This window comes from Staphylococcus sp. LKG3-1 (genome assembly GCF_048568385.1).
GTDB classification, from domain to species: Bacteria; Bacillota; Bacilli; order Staphylococcales; family Staphylococcaceae; genus Staphylococcus; species Staphylococcus saprophyticus.
This window is the reverse complement of sequence record NZ_CP183796.1, coordinates 219,302-236,976: the sequence shown is the minus strand read 5'-3', so window position 1 is coordinate 236,976 and position 17,675 is coordinate 219,302. Positions and strand designations below refer to the sequence as shown.

The 17,675-nt window shown below is 33.3% G+C and carries 15 protein-coding genes; 2 read left to right on the top strand and 13 right to left on the bottom strand.

What is annotated here, in order from left to right:
* Window positions 1-32: 32 nt before the first annotated feature.
* From uvrC to zapA, 6 genes are all read right to left on the bottom strand, one after another.
* Window positions 33-1,820 (bottom strand): excinuclease ABC subunit UvrC, encoded by a 1,788-nt coding sequence (gene uvrC / locus ACM595_RS01180; protein WP_037538798.1) that lies wholly within the window; start codon window positions 1,818-1,820, stop codon window positions 33-35.
* Window positions 1,821-2,025: 205 nt separating this feature from the next.
* A complete protein-coding gene (trxA, locus tag ACM595_RS01175) occupies window positions 2,026-2,340 on the bottom strand; it encodes a thioredoxin (RefSeq protein WP_002483634.1) in 315 nt (104 codons plus the stop codon).
* A gap of 81 nt (window positions 2,341-2,421) precedes the next feature.
* Entirely contained in the window at window positions 2,422-4,770 is a 2,349-nt protein-coding gene (locus tag ACM595_RS01170) for an endonuclease MutS2 (protein WP_115338581.1), read from the bottom strand.
* Window positions 4,771-4,779: 9 nt separating this feature from the next.
* On the bottom strand, window positions 4,780-6,492 hold the full coding sequence (gene polX, locus ACM595_RS01165) for a DNA polymerase/3'-5' exonuclease PolX (protein ID WP_115338582.1): 1,713 nt from the start codon (window positions 6,490-6,492) through the stop codon (window positions 4,780-4,782).
* Between the two features lie 111 nt (window positions 6,493-6,603).
* Complete coding sequence (locus tag ACM595_RS01160; RefSeq protein WP_115338583.1) at window positions 6,604-7,125, bottom strand: CvpA family protein; 522 nt, start codon at window positions 7,123-7,125, stop codon at window positions 6,604-6,606.
* Window positions 7,122-7,391 (bottom strand): cell division protein ZapA, encoded by a 270-nt coding sequence (zapA, locus tag ACM595_RS01155; protein WP_002483638.1) that lies wholly within the window; start codon window positions 7,389-7,391, stop codon window positions 7,122-7,124. The genes ACM595_RS01160 and zapA overlap by 4 nt, the downstream gene beginning before the upstream one ends.
* Window positions 7,392-7,699: 308 nt before the next feature.
* Here zapA and rnhC point away from each other — a divergent pair, with 308 nt between their 5' ends.
* Entirely contained in the window at window positions 7,700-8,632 is a 933-nt protein-coding gene (rnhC, locus tag ACM595_RS01150; protein WP_041080343.1) for a ribonuclease HIII, read from the top strand.
* Window positions 8,633-8,926: 294 nt separating this feature from the next.
* Here the strand turns inward: rnhC and pheT are convergent, their stop codons facing one another.
* From pheT to ACM595_RS01120, 6 genes are all read right to left on the bottom strand, one after another.
* A complete protein-coding gene (pheT, locus tag ACM595_RS01145; RefSeq protein ID WP_126424494.1) occupies window positions 8,927-11,329 on the bottom strand; it encodes a phenylalanine--tRNA ligase subunit beta in 2,403 nt (800 codons plus the stop codon).
* Window positions 11,329-12,387 carry a phenylalanine--tRNA ligase subunit alpha gene (gene pheS, locus ACM595_RS01140; protein ID WP_002483641.1) on the bottom strand — a complete coding sequence of 353 codons (1,059 nt, stop codon included), beginning with the start codon at window positions 12,385-12,387 and terminating at the stop codon, window positions 11,329-11,331. The genes pheT and pheS overlap by 1 nt, the downstream gene beginning before the upstream one ends.
* A 332-nt stretch (window positions 12,388-12,719) precedes the next feature.
* Complete coding sequence (locus ACM595_RS01135) at window positions 12,720-13,460, bottom strand: TrmH family RNA methyltransferase (RefSeq protein WP_002483642.1); 741 nt, start codon at window positions 13,458-13,460, stop codon at window positions 12,720-12,722.
* A 26-nt stretch (window positions 13,461-13,486) separates the two neighbouring features.
* Complete coding sequence (locus ACM595_RS01130; RefSeq protein ID WP_002483643.1) at window positions 13,487-14,428, bottom strand: M23 family metallopeptidase; 942 nt, start codon at window positions 14,426-14,428, stop codon at window positions 13,487-13,489.
* Between the two features lie 133 nt (window positions 14,429-14,561).
* Window positions 14,562-14,735: a 50S ribosomal protein L32 gene (gene rpmF / locus ACM595_RS01125; RefSeq protein ID WP_011303391.1), complete on the bottom strand. Its 174-nt coding sequence runs from the start codon at window positions 14,733-14,735 to the stop codon at window positions 14,562-14,564.
* 80 nt (window positions 14,736-14,815) lie between these two features.
* The gene (locus ACM595_RS01120) at window positions 14,816-15,364 is read right to left on the bottom strand and encodes a YceD family protein (protein WP_002483644.1); all 549 of its coding nucleotides are present in this window, start codon (window positions 15,362-15,364) and stop codon (window positions 14,816-14,818) included.
* 126 nt (window positions 15,365-15,490) lie between these two features.
* Here ACM595_RS01120 and ACM595_RS01115 point away from each other — a divergent pair, with 126 nt between their 5' ends.
* Window positions 15,491-16,624 carry a nucleotidyltransferase gene (locus ACM595_RS01115; RefSeq protein ID WP_002483645.1) on the top strand — a complete coding sequence of 378 codons (1,134 nt, stop codon included), beginning with the start codon at window positions 15,491-15,493 and terminating at the stop codon, window positions 16,622-16,624.
* Between the two features lie 564 nt (window positions 16,625-17,188).
* On the opposite strand, the gene coaD is transcribed toward ACM595_RS01115, so the two are convergent.
* Entirely contained in the window at window positions 17,189-17,674 is a 486-nt protein-coding gene (coaD, locus tag ACM595_RS01110) for a pantetheine-phosphate adenylyltransferase (RefSeq protein WP_002483646.1), read from the bottom strand.
* Window position 17,675 lies beyond the last annotated feature (1 nt).

Below are 17,675 nucleotides of genomic sequence, written 5' to 3'. Positions count from 1 at the left end.
ATGAGAATGATTCTCATGCCACAAAGTTATATCTATGAATTATTGGATAAGGCGTGATGAAGATTCTCAGCCACATTTTGGGGAAGACCAGAGTTTTTTAAATCTTCTACACTTGCTTCTTTCATTCTCTTAATTGACCCAAATGTACGTAATAATTTAGTCTTACGTTTGGCACCAATTCCATCAACTGTATCTAGAACAGATTGTAATCCTGTCTTTTGTCTTGTTTGTCTATGGAAAGTGATTGCAAATCTATGCACCTCGTCTTGAATTCTTTGCAACAAATAAAATGGTTGGCTATTTTTTTTCATAGGTACAACCTCTGCTTGCTCTCCATATAAAATTTCTGACGTTTGGTGCTTATCATTTTTACGCAATCCGGCAACGGGAATATCTAAACCTAATTCATTTTCTAGGACATCAATAACACCACTCATGTGGCCTTTACCACCATCTACAATAATTAAATCTGGTAATGGACTGCCCTCATTTAATACACGTGTATATCGCCTGCGTACCACTTCACGCATTGATTTATAATCGTCGGGTCCATCAACTGTTTTAATTTTATATTTTCTATAACCTTTTTTGTTTGGTTTACCATCAATGAAAGACACCATTGCAGACACAGGATTTACACCTTGGATATTAGAGTTATCAAAAGCCTCTATTCTTATAGGCGTTTGTATACCCATTACATCGCCTAACTCTTCAATCGCTTTAACAGTGCGTGATTCATCCTTTGCAATGAGTTCAAATTTATTTTCTAACGTAACTTCTGCATTATGATTTGCTAAATCAACCATATCTTTCTTTTTGCCTTTAAGTGGTTGTACAATTTTTGTGTCCACAACGGATTGTATCAACTCTTTATTTAAATGTTTCGGTACATGTACCTCTTTAGGCAAAATATGTTGATTTAAATCATAAAATTGTCCAATAAATGTATAGAACTCTTCTTCTTCTGTTTGTTGGAGCGGTATCATCGTTGCGTCTCGTTTAATCATATTACCTTGTCTAATAAAGAATACTTGAATACACATCCATCCTTTAGAAATACTGTAACCAAACACATCTCTAATCGTATTATCAGAAGATGTGATTTTTTGTTTTTTATTAAGGTTATGGATATGTTGTATTAAGTCTCTATATTCTTTGGCACGTTCAAAATCTAGTGATTCACTTGACTCTTGCATTTTTTGCTCTAAATTATGCAAAATTGTTTTGTCTTCCCCATTTAAAAAATCCGTTATTTCTTTTGTCATTTCAGCATACTTTTCTAAATCTACTGGATACACACAAGGCCCTAAACATTGGCCAATATGATAATAAAGGCATAATTTGTCAGGCATTTTATCACATTTTCTAAACGGATAAATACGATCTAGTAATTTTTTTGTTTCTTGTGCTGAATATGCATTGGGATATGGTCCAAAGTATTTTCCACTTCCCTTTTTCACTGTTCGCGTTACAACGAGCCTTGGATATTTTTCTTTCGTTATTTTTATAAAAGGGTAACTTTTATCATCTTTCAATAAGATGTTATAACGCGGTTGATATTGTTTTATAAGATTTAATTCTAATAGTAGCGATTCAGTTTCACTGGATGTTACGATAAATTCAAAGTTTCGAATTTCACCGACAAGTCTTGTGGTTTTCGCATCATGCGCACCAGTAAAATAAGATCTTAATCTATTTCTAAGTTTCTTTGCTTTACCTACATATATAATTTGATCATTTCGATCTTTCATTAGGTAACAACCGGGCTCTGTTGGTACTACTGTCAGTTTCTGCTTAATTCTTTCTTGGTATGTTTCCATAAACTGTCCTCCTCCTTTCACACAAAATTTTATAATTCGATTTTTCAATAAATAGCTTGGTTTTATATGATATCAACGTAGTTTTAATTTACATTTATTTATATTATAAAATAGCTTCGCAATGTTTCTCAATTGATTGATATGCTTATAAATTGAAAACTGGGACATTAATCAAGATTAATGTCCCAGAAAGTTGCTCAATTTATTATAAGTGTTTTTCGATTACTTCAGCTAAGTTTTCTTTTGGTTGGAAACCAACAACTTTGTCAACTGGTTCGCCATCTTTAAAAACGATTAAAGTTGGGATACTCATAACTTCAAATTTAGCAGCTGTTGATGGATTTTCATCTACATCTAGTTTTAAAATGTTAGCTTTGCCATCATAGTCACCAGCTAATTCTTCTAATACTGGAGCAATCATCTTACATGGACCACACCAAGTTGCCCAAAAATCTACTAAATTGACCCCTGATTGAATATTTTCATCAAAGTTTGAATCTGTTACTTTTACGATTGCCATAACTGCCAATCCTCCTTAAATTTCAAATGATGAAGAAATTATAACAGACTTTATACAAATCTGCATACCTCTTGCTCACAATTATTTTATTTCTACAACGGTAACGCCAAATCCACCTTCACTCGGCATACCGTTTCTATATGATGCCACATTTTTATGTCGTTTTAAATGATTTTGCACACCTTTTTGTAATGCACCTGTACCTTTACCATGAATAATGTAAACTTGCTCATAATTGCTCAATACAGCTTGATCTAAATATTGATCTACAGCAACCATTGCTTCATCATAACGATAGCCACGTAAATCGAGTTCCATTTTAATGCTTTGACGATTTTCTCGTTTAATCATTTTCGTTGGTTCCGATTTCATTTTCTTCGTTTTTTCTAAGTCTTCTAATGGTAATTTCATCTTAATAATACCCATTTGAACAACCGCTTCATTATGATCAATCAATTCTAAAACTTCGCCTTTTTGGCCATAAGTTAGCACTTTAACTTCATCACCTGCATTGATTTCATCCCATTTTTTCTTTTGAACATTTTGTTTTAGGGATTTGGCTTCGTATTGATCATCAAGTTGTTTCTTCTTATCAATGAGCTCGTGTTCTTTTACATCGGCACCTTTTTGGTCTCTCAATTCACGCAGTTCTTTTAATATATCGTCAGCTTCTTTTGTAGCTGATTTCACACGTTGGTTCGCTTTTTCTTTTGCTTCGTTCATCAATTGTTTTTCATGATTTTGATATTGTTCATATTGTTTTGCTAAAGCATCATGTGTATCTTGTGCTTCTCTTAATAAATAATCTAACTCGATACGTTGTTCATCTACGCGTTTTGAATTAGATTCTAATGAAGCAATCATTTCATTAATTTCTTGCTCATCTTGGCCAATCATTGATTTTGCTTTTTGAATGATTTTCATATTTAACCCAAGTTTTTTAGAAATATCAAATGCATTTGAACGTCCTGGTACACCCATTAATAATTTGTAGGTTGGACTTAATGTATTGACGTCAAATTCGACACTGGCATTCATTACACCTTCTCGGTTATAGCTATATGCTTTTAACTCTGGGTAATGCGTTGTTGCCATAACTAATGAGCCTATTTCATGAACATGATCTAAAATACTCATTGCTAGTGCAGCACCTTCACTCGGGTCAGTTCCAGCACCTAACTCGTCAAATAATATCAAACTGTTTTTAGTTGTATCTTGTAAAATTTCAACAATATTCTTCATATGTGAAGAGAAAGTAGAAAGTGATTGCTCAATAGATTGTTCATCACCAATATCACAGTAAACATTTTCAAAAATACTTAATTGGCTACCATCTAATGTCGGAATAAGTATACCTGATTGTGCCATAACAATGATTAAGCCTAATGTTTTCAATGTAACTGTTTTACCACCGGTGTTTGGACCTGTAATAATAACTGTTTCAATATCTTGTGCAAATTCAATTGTATTCGCAACAACTGTTTGCTTATCAAGTAATGGATGAAAAGCTTTTGGTAAATAAACTGTTCTATCTTTTGTAAATTGTGGTTTGGTTCCTTTAATTGAACTTGCATAGCGTGCTTTGGCTGTTAAGAAATCAATTTGGCCCATGATTGACTCTGAAATTAAACATGCATCTGCTTCTTCAGCTACTTCTACTGTCAATGCGGATAAGATGCGTTCTCTTTCAATCGCTTCATCATTTTTTAAACGGCTTATTTGGTTACTCATCTCTACAATGGATGAGGGCTCAATATATAAGGTTTGTCCAGAAGCAGATTGATCATGAACAATACCATTAAAATCTTGGCGATACTCTGCTTTCACTGGAATTACATTTCGCTCATTACGTACAGTGACAATCGCGTCAGATAGTTTCTTCTGGTTAGCTTGACTCTTAACAATCTTGTCTAAATTTTGTTTAATTCTTTGATTCGTACTAGAAATTTTACTTCTAATTCCTTGTAATTCATAACTTGCATTATCATATAAATCATAAGTATCACATTTTTGATGAATACTTTGATATAAATCTGACAATACAGGCAGTTGTTCCATTCTATCGTTAAGAATAGGGTAATTAATTGTTTCTTCTTCATTTAATAAATTATTATAAAATGTTTTATATTGATTTTGGATTTGTATTAGGCGTTTAATGACATTTAATTCGCTAACACTGAGTACACCACCGATTTTCGCTCTATGAATATACGTGGATATTTTAGCTAATCCACTTAAACTAGGCATACGATGTTTGTTATAAATTTGTGAAATCTCATCTGTTTCGTTCATTTGAAATTCAACCGTGTTAAAATCAGTTGCTGGTGCCATATCTACAACTTTTTCTTTACCTAAATCACTGATTGTTTCATTTTCTATCAATGCTTTTATTTTATCGAATTCTAAGACATTTAAAGATTTCTGTCTCATCTAATCCCTCTATTTCTTCAGTTTAATATTATTCTCAACGAATGATTTAAATTCTTCTCGAGACATTGTATTAATCACTCTATCTTTTGTAACAAATCCTTTTTGTGCAGTTGCAACACCATATTTCATAAATTCTAAATGTTCGACATGATGTGCGTCAGTATTGATTGTTAGCTGTATATTTGGATGTTTTTTAACTGTATCTGCATTTAAATCTAAACGTTTTGGATTTGCATTAATTTCTAAAATGGTATTAGTTTCTTCTGCAAGTTGACATAATTTATCTATGTCTGGTTCATAGCCAGGACGTTTACCTATAATGCGACCTGTTGGATGTGCAATATGGCGTACATAAGGATTACGGCAAGCATTTTCCAATCTGCGCATGATTTCTTCTTGCGACTGATTAAAACTTTGGTGTATCGCAGCAATGGCATAATCTAACTTCGCTAATATCTCATCATCATAGTCTAATTGACCATCAGGTAAGATATCCATTTCTATACCTGAGTATATATCAATTTCCTTATATTTTTCATTTAGCGCTTTAATTTCTTCATTTTGACGCAATAAACGTTCAACTGATAAGCCGTTCGCAACTTTCAAACTTTGAGAATGGTCAGTAATCACCATAAATTCATAACCTTTCTCAATGTTCGCTTTTACCATATCTTCAATACTAAATGCACCATCGCTATATGTCGTATGCATATGGATATCACCATGAATATCTGTTAATTTGATAATATTATCTAAGTTTTTATCAAATTCACTTCCGTCCTCTCTCAATGCAGGTTCTATCCAATTCACTCCAAAATGTTCATATATTTCTTTTTCGCTTTGATATTGAATGATTTCCCCATTATTTTGTTCAATACCATATTCGCTTACCTTTTCGTCTTGTTCTTTAGCCAATTGTCGTATTCTAATATTATGATCTTTTGAACCTGTAAAATGTTGTAAAGTATGATAGAAAGCTGCAGGTTCAATTAACCTAAAATCAACACCTATCGTTTCATCATCATAAGCTAATTCAAGTGATACCTTAGTCTGACCTACTGCTACTTGCTTAACAATGTTAGGCATATTTAATAATGACTGTTGAACTGAAGTAGGATGATCTGTGCTAATAATATAATCTAAATCTTTACTCATTTCTTTATATCTTCTATAACTACCAGCGACTTCGTATTTGTCTGTATCCTTGACTGTAGCTAAATAGTCATTAATTTCACTATTTAAACCACGTATTTGATCGATTGGATATTTTTCTTTCTTAGCGCCTAAAGCTTTTACAGCTTCAAGGATATTCTGTTCTGTCTTTTTAGCAAAGCCACTTAACTCACTAACTTTTCCTTGTTCACAAGCAACTTGCAGTGCTTCTTTACTATCAATATTTAATTCTTTATATAGCTTTGCAATTTTTTTACTTCCAAGACCTTGTATTTTTAATAAAGGAATAAGTCCCTCAGGAACTTCTTTTTGCAATGCTTCTAATGCACTTGATTGGCCTGACTGACGATATTCATCAATCACTTCTCCTACACCTTTACCAATCCCTTTTAATTCAGTCACATCTTCAATTTCATCTAACGTACGTTCGTCCATTTCAAGACTTTGTGCAGCTTTTCTATATGCAGATACTTTAAACGTATTTTCACCTTTTAATTCCATATAAGTCGCTATTTTTTCTAGTAATTGAATAATATCTTTTTTTGTCATTATTTTCACTCCATAAAAAAAGGTCAAGACAGATTACTGTAGCACGCATTCAGTAAATTAATTGTGTCCTGACCTCCTATATTTTATAAGACCATTCTAATCTATAACACGCTATATATTCACAACATAGTTGGATATATAGGGGATATGTAAAATTAAAAATTCTGAGATTTTCCCACTTATAAGCTGTTGTTGCACTATTTTTAATGGATACAACGAAATAGTGTAAAGCAATGTAGCACTGATAATGATTGAAGAAATCAGACTCATTATCACACCAATCACTCGACTTATGACATTAGGACGCTTAAATTTTAACACATTATCGAAAATCACTATAATACCATAACATATGATTTTAGTAAGGATCGCAATAATTAAAAATGCGATGATATGATCAAATCGTTGGTGTATATTATCAAATTGAATGGCATAATTCAAATCAAATGCACTTGTCTTGGGAAATGGTATAAATAATTCTAATCGCTGAGCAATTTGATGATAAAATCTTTGTGCAATCCATAATGAAAACAAAGTAGAAGTTAAATGCAAAGCACTTAACCAAGCACCTCTTCTAAAACCAATCATTCCAATATAAAGAAAAATAATTAGAACAATCAAATCTAAAATCATTTGTCTTCACTATTTTTCAACTGTTTTATTTCTTGTTGCAGACGAAGGTTTTCTTCTTCTAATTGAACTTTTTCATGCATAATATTGACAGCTGTAAGTATCGCCTTTCTCGTCGTATCTAATCCAGCACTTTTACTAGCTAACATTTTGAGTCTTTCGTCTACTAAATGCGCAACGTAACGGATATGCTCGGGATTGTCCTCACCGACAATAGTATAATGTTGATCATTTATAGTTACGTTAATCCGATTTTTAAACTCGCCCATATCATAACTCCTGACTTTTTAATATATTTCCGAACTTATTTTCCTATTTGTTTCAATTAAGTATGTAATTTAGTATTTTAGAATATTCACGAACCATTATACACGACATAATATTATTTTGTAAGAGGTGAGAATTGTTATATAAGAAATATTTGTTATTAATGCTATTTTTTATCGATAACAATTAAAATTTTCTTTCAATAATTAAAATATCATATATTTATCACCTAACACCACTTACATACATATGATATGATGTTCAATGTCTAAATACATAAGTTATTCATATAAAAAGTGAGGTACCGTACATGACAAATATTGTACATAAATTAACCAATTCAGATATACAGCAATTAATGTCAAAAATACCCTTTGAAACATCAAAGCTATCCCGAGGTATGAAAGCAAAAACAAAATACAAGGGAACTTCTATTTCAATATATAATTCAAACAAAGTGATGTTTCAAGGCAAGGATGCAGAACGTATCGCTGCACAGTTGTTGCCTAATGTTACTAAATCACAACCATCCAATAAGAAAGCTTCAACAACCAAACAAACGATTTCATATAACCAATTTCAATGTATTGGTAGTGATGAGGCAGGAAGTGGCGATTATTTCGGACCATTGACCGTATGTGCTGCCTATGTCTCACATAAAAATGTTCAAATCCTGAAAGCGCTAGGCGTCGATGATTCGAAGAAATTAACAGATACAAAAATTGTTGAATTAGCCGAACAGCTCGTTACCTTTATCCCCCACTCATTATTGGTCATGAATAATGAGAAATATAATGAAAAGCAAAAGGCGGGCTGGTCTCAAGTTAAGATGAAGGCTGTATTGCATAATGAAGCGATTAAAAATGTCACTCAAAAAATTGATACCACTGAATTAGATTATATCGTTATTGACCAATTTGCCGAAGCAGGTGTTTATAAACGTTATGCCTTAAGTGACTTACCATTCAGTGATAAAACGAAATTTGAGACTAAAGGTGAATCAAAATCCATTGCAATTGCAGCTGCAAGTATTATTTCAAGGTATGCATTCGTTAAACATATGGATCGTTTAACTCAATCAGTTAAAACAGACATTCCTAAAGGAGCGAGTAATAAAGTAGATTTAACTGCAGCTAAAATAATTGAACGCAAAGGCATAGCTTACCTTGATTCTATTTCCAAGAAACATTTTGCCAATCGCAAAAAAGCTGAAAATTTAGTTCAAAAAAAATATAATGATTAAATAGAAAAGCGCCTTAGACATAAATAGATGTCTAAGGCGCTTTTTTCAATTGGGGAGTAGATGACTGAATTGAAATTGTAATGTCTCACTTCTTATGCAAAAGCATCAGTATGCCACGTAAAAAGTCTAGTTAGACTTATGCATGCGCTTTAGCTCAAATAAACCTTTATCCGAGTCATCCTTGCCTTGATTGCATAGGTGAGACTTCGAAATTTCTATTAGAAAATTTGATTTCTATCCTACTCCCTTATCTTATATTACAAAATCAAATCTAAAATATATGTTTGTGAATCATTATCTAATCGTTGCACCCTCTGATTTTAATGCCTCTAATATGGCTTCATGTACAGCGTTCACTTTATCATCCGTTAATGTTTGTTCAGTGTCTAAATAAGCTAAACGGATTGCGATTGATTTTTCATCTTCTGCCATATGTTCACCTTCATAGACATCGAAAACTTCTGCTTCTTGTAAAATATTGCCACCATGTTCATGAATGATGTTTACTAATTTGGCTGATGGTGTTGCACGATTAACCACTAATGCGATATCTCTTGATACGCCTGGGAATCTTGGAATTGCTTGATAATTAATATAACCAACGGATACTGACATTAATTTATCAAAGTTTAATTCAAAGACATACGTGCGTTTTAGGTCATAGTCCTTTTCAGTTTTAGGATGTAGTTCACCTACGAAACCAACAATTTCGCCATTTAATTTCACATAAGCTGTTCTACCTGGATGCAGTCCATTTATTTCTCCAGCTTCATATTCAAATTGGATATCTAGCTTTTCAGCGATTCTATCAACGATACCTTTAGCAACGAAGAAATCAATCGTTTCTTTTTTACTTTGCCAGTGATTAACTGTATAATCACCTGTTAAAATACCGCTTAAATATTCTACTTCATCAGGAAGTTCATCCTCACCATTCGCAAAAAATACGCTACCTAATTCATATAATCGCACATCGCTATTTTTACGTGCCACATTATAAGCAACTGCATCAATTAAATGCGGGATTAAACTTTGACGTAAAGTTGAGTGAGCTTCACTCATAGGCATGAGTAAGTCAATTGTTTCACGTTCTTGTAATGCAAAATCTTTTGCTCTGTCTTTATCTACAAGTGAATAATTAATTGCTTGGTTTAATCCAGCACCTTCTAATGTCGCTTTAATTATTCTTGATTTAGATTGTCTATCTGTTAACGCGCCATGTGTTACTTGATCAAATACAGGTAATGTTGAAGGGATTTCATCATAACCATAGATACGTGCGATTTCTTCAATTAAATCTTCCTTAATTGAAATATCTTTACGACGTGAAGGCACCATGACAGTGAGTACATCTTTATTTTTAGTTGTTTCAAAACCTAATTGAACAAATATAGATTCAATATCTTCAGCACTGAGTTCAAAACCGATTGTTTGATTCACTTTTGAAACTGAAATATCAATTGGTGTAACGAAAGATCCAAGTTCACCTTGAGAAACACGTCCTTGTGCTACTGAACCGCCAGCATAGGTTTGTAATAAGTAACAAGCTCTATCAACGGCCTCATCTACAAATTCAGTTGCAATACCTTTTTCGAAGCGACTAGATGCTTCACTTCTTAAGTTCAATCGACGTGATGTATGTCTTATGGATACTGGATCAAAAATAGCGCCTTCTATTACAACGTGCTTCGTTGCTTCTGTAACTTCAGAGAAATCTCCGCCCATTACACCTGCAATCGCAATAGGTGTTTCTCCATTTGTTATAACAATGTCATTTTCTTTTAGTTGACGTTCCTGGTTGTCTAAAGTTGTCATCTCTTCATCAGCTTTAGCTTGTCTCACTTCTATATGTTTGGAACCAATTTGGTCTTGATCAAACATGTGCAACGGTTGACCGTATTCAATTAATACATAATTAGAGATATCTACAACATTATTTATTGGGCGAATACCAGCTTTGATTAAACGCATTTGCATCCACTCTGGAGAAGGTGCAATTGTTACATTTTTCACTACGCGTGCACTGTAATATGGTACTTTATCTTCATTTTGAATGTTGACACTAATTTCATCATTTGTTTGATCACTTGTTTCTGTACTTTGTGTTTCAGGTTTCGTCATTGGAACATTATATAGTGCAGCAGTCTCATAGGCTGTACCAATCATACTTAATGCATCTGCTCTATTTGGTGTTAAATCAAATTCCATCACTTGATCATTTAAATATAATGCATCTAATGCATCTGTTCCCGGTTTAACTTCAGTTGAAAATACAAATATACCATCTTCAAATTGTTTCGGTACTAAATTACTAGGCACCCCAACTTCTTGTAATGAACAAATCATACCTTCAGAACGTTCGCCACGTAATTTCGCACGTTTGATTTTCACACCACCAGGTAATCTGCCACCAACACTTGCAACGATCACTGTTTGGCCTGCATCTACATTCGGCGCACCACAAACGATTTGTACTGGTTCCGCTTCACCAATATCAACTTGGCATATATTAAGTTTATCGGCATCTGGATGTGCAGCTATGGATTGTACATAGCCTACTACAAGGTTTTTAATCTCTTTTGTATAATCAATAATATCGTCAACTTCAATTCCAGTACGTGTAATACGTTCTGCAAGTACATTAACTGGTTCATTAATTTCTACATATGACTCTAACCATTCTTTAGAAATAAACATTATTTTTCACCTCTGTCTTCTACTGCTTTAAATTGACTTAAGAAACGTACATCATTTGTATAGAAATGACGTATATCTTCAATACCATATTTCAACATAGCGATTCGATCTGGTCCCATACCAAAAGCGAAACCAGTATATTTATTTGAATCAAAGCCTGCCATTTCAAGAACGTTAGGATGAACCATACCAGCACCTAATATTTCTATCCAACCCGTATGCTTACATACGTTACAACCTTCACCTTTACATTTGAAACAAGATACATCAACTTCAACAGAAGGTTCTGTAAATGGGAAATAGCTAGGTCGTAAACGTATTTCTCTATCTTCACCAAATAGTTGTTTAGCTAATAATTCTAAAGTACCTTTCAAATCGCTCATTTTAATATTTTCATCAACAACTAACCCTTCAATTTGAGTGAATTGGTGACTATGTGTCGCATCATCAGAATCACGACGATAAACCTTACCAGGACATAAAATTTTAACTGGGCCTTCACCATTGCGTTTTTCCATTGTTCTAGCCTGTACTGGAGATGTGTGTGTACGCATTAAAATTTCATCCGTTATATAAAAACTATCTTGCATATCTCTGGCAGGATGTGATTTTGGTAAGTTTAACGCTTCAAAGTTATAATAATCTTGTTCAACTTCAAAACCATCAACAATTTCATAACCTAAACCTAAAAATAAATCTTCAATTTCTTCGATGGTTCTTGTGAGCGGATGTTTAGCACCAATCGCAATTTTACGACTTGGTAATGTTACATCTATTTTTTCTTCTTTCAATTGTTGCTCTAACTGCTCATTACCCAGTAATTCATGACGTGCTTGAATTTCCTTTTCAATCGTTTGTCTAACTTCATTTACTTGTTGACCATATGCAGGTTTCTCTTCATTCGGTAAATCTTTCATATGTTTCATCAATCCAGTAACTGAACCTTTTTTTCCTAAATACTTAACCTTTACATCCTGTAACGCTTTTTCATTTTGAGCTTCATTAATATCGACTAATGCCTGCTGCTTGATTTCAGCCATAGCTTCTGTTTGTGCCATACTTAGCCCTCCTACTTGAATTTTAAGTTGTTATATTTATATTTTAAAATTGCATAAAAAAAGACTTCCATCCCTTAAAACTGGGACGAAGTCTTCCGTGGTACCACCCAAATTTATGCCGTAGCATACACTTGTTGTCATTGATAACGGAAATGATTTCCGACTTAAATTTCTTTAAGTAACCAAAAAGGTGAAAAAAACTAACTACATCGGATTATCTTTCAGTCGTGGATAATCTCCCTTTTACTTCTGTATCTATTTAGTTTACGTCTTTTTATGGGTTCATATTTAAATATCATTACATTTATTATATACGATGATTTATGATAGGGTCAACCTTTCAAATGATACATCACAATACTACCTGCTATTGCAACATTTAAACTTTCTGCTTTACCATAAATTGGAATTGTTAGATTTTGCGTTGTTTGACTGAGTAATTTGTCATTAACGCCTTCACCTTCATTACCTAAAAGTAAAGCAAATGTCTCTTGACTAGGTATTTGATTATATACAACTGCATCTTCTAACGCAGTCCCATAAACATCGCCCTCAAAATCAGCAATAAAACCACTTAACTCTGTCGTTAAAATAGGTATGTGAAATACACTACCTTGACTTGCACGCATTACTTTATCTTGATACGGATCTGCAGTTCCTTTTTCTAACACGATTAAATCTAAACCTACAGCATCAGCTGTACGGATTAACGTACCTAAGTTACCTGGGTCCTGAATACAATCTATTAATAACACTTGCTTCGCATTAGTAGTTTCGTAGATAGGTTTCTCAATAACAGCAAAGAATCCTTGCGGTGTCACAGTTCCCGATAATACTTCTGCAACTTTTAAATTAATTTCAAATACTTCTTCTGCATAACTTATCATATCATCTTGTATTCTATCTGCATCAACAACATAGAGCTGTTGAATCTTGATATTACTCTTATAAGCTTCTTCTATAAGATGATAACCTTCTATAAGCGCAAGGCCAGTCTTATCTCGCTCACGCTTTTTCTTTAATTTATTTGCATTTTTTATTTTATTATTTTGTGCTGAAGTTATTATTTCCATAACATAGCCTCTTTATATATTTATTTTCAACTTTTGAATAGGTGTGTAATGTTCGAACGTATGCCTTTTGCTAATTTAGACAATTCGTGTTTTTCTTTTACCACAATACTATCACCTTTATATGTTACTATATCACCTTTGACAGGCGCTGTAACATTTTGAAATTGAATTTTTAATGTTTGTGTCGCTTGAATATGCTTATCTTTCATAACTTGAAAGTGTATATGTGGCTCTGGTGTATTACCTGAATTACCAACTTCTGCTATGTGTTGTCCTCGCAATAGCATATCACCTTTTTCAATCTTAAAAGAATATGGTTTAATATGTGCAATCATACTATATTCATTACGCCCATGTTTAATAATAATATAATTACCTTCTGGATGGACAGTATTACTATCACCGGGTAAGTTATCTGGTATACCATCTACAATCGCCTCTACTACCCCATTTGCTGGCGCTACGATTGATGTTCCATAGCTATAGTAATTCTCACATTCATTTGGATTTCCTTTATATGTATAACCATCTTTAACTCTCACTAAATCTAAAGCATGACGTTGTTGTTTAAATCGATGATGGTCATTCGTTAATTCATTATCTCCACCCCAATAAACTAAGCACGGTTCTTTAATTGGAATGGTATAGCTATATTTAGTATGTTTCGCATTATGGTTATGACCAATTGGTAATAAGGACATTCCAACAATCTCTTGGTACTTATTTAATGTGACACTTGCACCTGTAGCCATTTTATTATCAAACCAAATGTACTCATCTTGTCGATTAATATTGAGATGTCTATATAAATTATTTTCGCCTCTAAGTGCATTATAATTACTTAGTAATTTCTCAAGTTCTTCAAAAGATGAAACTTCTTGAAATGATTCACTAAAATGATGATAAAGCCACTGCGCATCGTGATCTTCAATTTTATTTATAATTATTTGTGCATTTATCGTTTCCATATGATTCACACAACCTATCAGTTGAATATATAGAGTAACTATCTCTAAAATAAAAAATCGTTCAAAAATTATCAAGTGAATAATTAATGAACGATTAGATTAGGCTATCATATAGCCTAATAATTAAATGAAATTATTTTGATACAACGTCTTCGCCTTTGTATGAACCACAGTTCTTACATACACGGTGAGATAATTTGTATTCTCCACAATTTGGGCATTCAGTCATACCAGGTACTGAAATTTTAAAATGCGTACGACGTTTATTTTTTCTTGTTTTAGACGTTCTTCTTTTTGGTACTGCCATGATAATCCTCCTTATATTCAAACACTAAATAGATAATTTCAGATTCAATAATCCATTATACTATAGATTATCTAAATCCGCTATTGCTCTTCGTCATATAATTGTTGTAGTTTTTGAAGCCTAGGATCGATTTGCTCTGATTCAGCAGATGCTTTATCTTTCGCAATTTCAACCGCTTGTTCTTCGTCAATAACTTCCCAACCATTACCTTCTCGTAACATCTGATCGCTTTCTTTTGAAAAAACGCGCATTGGTTTTTCAATAATAACTAGTTCTTCAGCAATATCTTTTAGATTTATCATACCGTCTGTTGCATCATGGTAATGTTCATCTTCATCTTCATCATTTTCAAACTGCTCATATCCTTCTAAATCAAAAATCTCTTGAGACTTGATATCAATAGGAACTTCAACAGGAACTAAAGTACGTGCACAAGACATCGTATACGTCCCAGTCAAATGCATATCTGCAATGACTTCACTTGATCTGACGGTTAATTCACCTTCAACATCAATATCTGATAAATCTATTAAATCTAATGATTTTACTAAATGATCAAAATTAACCGTTTGATGGAATTCAAAAGGTTTATCTTGGAATTTTCTTAATTGTGTTATTGACCATTTCATATGGCTTCACCTCTAACAAGCACAAAATTTATTTTAACTTTATAGATATAAGTTGTCAAGATTTTTTCTTAACACAGTTACATCTGTTACAATATCTATAATGAATTCTGAAAGGAAGAATTGCAAATGAAAAGCGTTGCACTAGTCACTGAATATAATCCCTTCCACAATGGTCACTTATACCATGCCCAACAATCAAAGTCAATAACCAACTCTGACATTTCCATAGCAATCATGAGTGGAAACTTTGTGATGAGAGGCCAACCCGCAATTTACAATAAATTCACTCGTGCAAAAATGGCATTGCGTGCCGTAGACCTTGCCGTAGAGCTTCCAGCTTATGCATCAGTGTCTGCAGGTCAATATTTCGCAAAAACAGCTGTGCAGATAGCAGATTATTTAAATGTTTCTCATTTATCATTTGGAAGCGAATCGGGTAATATGGATGACTTTCTATCATTGGCACAGTCTATTGATAAAATTGAGCAATCACCTCTATTTTTAGAAAAATTAAAAGAAGGCAAAAGCTACCCAAGAATCTTAAGCGAACTGATTACTGATAATGACTTGCTATCATCGCCCAACAATACATTAGGCCTTTCTTATGTGAGAGCAATCCAAACATACGCACCATCAATACAACCATGGACGATTTCCCGATTTCAGTCTGCCCATCACGATAATGAAATCTCTCACCAAACATTTGCAAGCGGCACTTCTATTCGTCAATCATTAATGAATCAAACGGATCATTGGAAAGATGTCGTACCATCTGAGATACATAAGCACTATGAACGACCTCATATCTCTATTGAGGATACATTCAATTATTTAAAATATGCAATTTTAAGCCAAGATGCCACATCATTAGCACAGATTTATACCATGAGTGAAGGCATTGAAAATCGCATACTTCAAACTATTGAACAAGCGACAAGTTTTGAACATTTAATGACACTATTAAAAACGAAACGTTATACCTATACGCACATTCAGCGTTTACTTATGAATATACTTTTAAATTTTAAAAAATATGATGAGCCTGCGTCAATTAACGCTGTGCGTATCCTAGGCATGTCTGAACGTGGACAACAGTATTTAAAACAAATTAAAAAATCGTTTCCAGAAAGAAACTTTGTGACGCAAGTCAATAAACAAAACGCAAATTTATTTACTAATGAGATACATGCTACTAAAATTTACAACCTTATTTCAGGTCAAACTGCAAACGACTTTAATACACCAGTGATACGGATTTGATACGGATTAAAATACCAAGCATGGTCATTTAGCTTTGCAATTGCATAAGGGAGTGGGACAGAAATCAGCTTTTTAATAATGATTTCATTGTCCCGCCCCCACAAGGCTGACTAGAATGCTAAAAAACATGCTTGTGTGCATTTAGCTTCAGTCAGCTACTGTGTAACACTAACCAACAAGTTGGTAAGCTACTTTGGTTTACAATTGCCTTGCAATTGCATAAGAACCACTAACCAACAAGTTGGTAAGCTACTTTGGTTTACAATTGCCTTGCAATTGCATAAGAACCACTAACCAACAAGTTGGTAAGCTACTTTGGTTTACAATTGCCTTGCAATTGCATAAGAACCACTAACCAACAAGTTGGTAAGCTACTTTGGTTTACAATTGCCTTGCAATTGCATAAGAACCACTAACCAACAAGTTGGTAAGCTACTTTGGTTTACAATTGCCTTGCAATTGCATAAGAACCACTAACCAACAAGTTGGTAAGCTACTTTGGTTTACAATTGCCTTGCAATTGCATAAGAACCACTAACCAACAAGTTGGTAAGTGGTTCTTTATCATTTTTTAAACTTTTCGTTTAACGCTTTTTCAACATGTACAGGTACAAAGTCTGAAACGTTTGCTTTATATGCTGCAACTTCTTTCACAACGCTAGAACTGATGAATGAATAATTTGTACTCGTCATCATATACATTGTCTCTACATTGCTGTTTAATTTTTTATTCATTGATGTAAGTCTTAATTCATATTCAAAATCACTCACAGCTCTTAATCCTCTTATAATCGTTTCTGCTCCAATTTTGTCACAAAAATTGACTAATAAACCATTGAAATGATGAACTGTTACGTTATTCAAATGTTTCACTGATTCTTCAATCAGCGCGATACGTTCTTCTATTGAAAATGTGCCTGACTTACCACTATTTTTCAATACACAAATATGTAGTTCATCAAAGCGATCCGCACTTCTATCTATGATATCGATATGACCATATGTAATCGGATCGAAACTTCCTGGAATGACTGCTTTAGTTGTAGACATA

What these genes read in the sequence shown, in the direction of transcription:
- uvrC (WP_037538798.1), bottom strand. Translation starts at nt 1,820, where the DNA reads ATGGAAACATACCAAGAAAGAATTAAGCAGAAACTGACAGTAGTACCA.
- trxA (WP_002483634.1), bottom strand. Translation starts at nt 2,340, where the DNA reads ATGGCAATCGTAAAAGTAACAGATTCAAACTTTGATGAAAATATTCAA.
- ACM595_RS01170 (WP_115338581.1), bottom strand. Translation starts at nt 4,770, where the DNA reads ATGAGACAGAAATCTTTAAATGTCTTAGAATTCGATAAAATAAAAGCA.
- polX (WP_115338582.1), bottom strand. Translation starts at nt 6,492, where the DNA reads ATGACAAAAAAAGATATTATTCAATTACTAGAAAAAATAGCGACTTAT.
- ACM595_RS01160 (WP_115338583.1), bottom strand. Translation starts at nt 7,125, where the DNA reads ATGATTTTAGATTTGATTGTTCTAATTATTTTTCTTTATATTGGAATG.
- zapA (WP_002483638.1), bottom strand. Translation starts at nt 7,391, where the DNA reads ATGGGCGAGTTTAAAAATCGGATTAACGTAACTATAAATGATCAACAT.
- rnhC (WP_041080343.1), top strand. Translation starts at nt 7,700, where the DNA reads ATGACAAATATTGTACATAAATTAACCAATTCAGATATACAGCAATTA.
- pheT (WP_126424494.1), bottom strand. Translation starts at nt 11,329, where the DNA reads ATGTTTATTTCTAAAGAATGGTTAGAGTCATATGTAGAAATTAATGAA.
- pheS (WP_002483641.1), bottom strand. Translation starts at nt 12,387, where the DNA reads ATGGCACAAACAGAAGCTATGGCTGAAATCAAGCAGCAGGCATTAGTC.
- ACM595_RS01135 (WP_002483642.1), bottom strand. Translation starts at nt 13,460, where the DNA reads ATGGAAATAATAACTTCAGCACAAAATAATAAAATAAAAAATGCAAAT.
- ACM595_RS01130 (WP_002483643.1), bottom strand. Translation starts at nt 14,428, where the DNA reads ATGGAAACGATAAATGCACAAATAATTATAAATAAAATTGAAGATCAC.
- rpmF (WP_011303391.1), bottom strand. Translation starts at nt 14,735, where the DNA reads ATGGCAGTACCAAAAAGAAGAACGTCTAAAACAAGAAAAAATAAACGT.
- ACM595_RS01120 (WP_002483644.1), bottom strand. Translation starts at nt 15,364, where the DNA reads ATGAAATGGTCAATAACACAATTAAGAAAATTCCAAGATAAACCTTTT.
- ACM595_RS01115 (WP_002483645.1), top strand. Translation starts at nt 15,491, where the DNA reads ATGAAAAGCGTTGCACTAGTCACTGAATATAATCCCTTCCACAATGGT.
- coaD (WP_002483646.1), bottom strand. Translation starts at nt 17,674, where the DNA reads ATGTCTACAACTAAAGCAGTCATTCCAGGAAGTTTCGATCCGATTACA.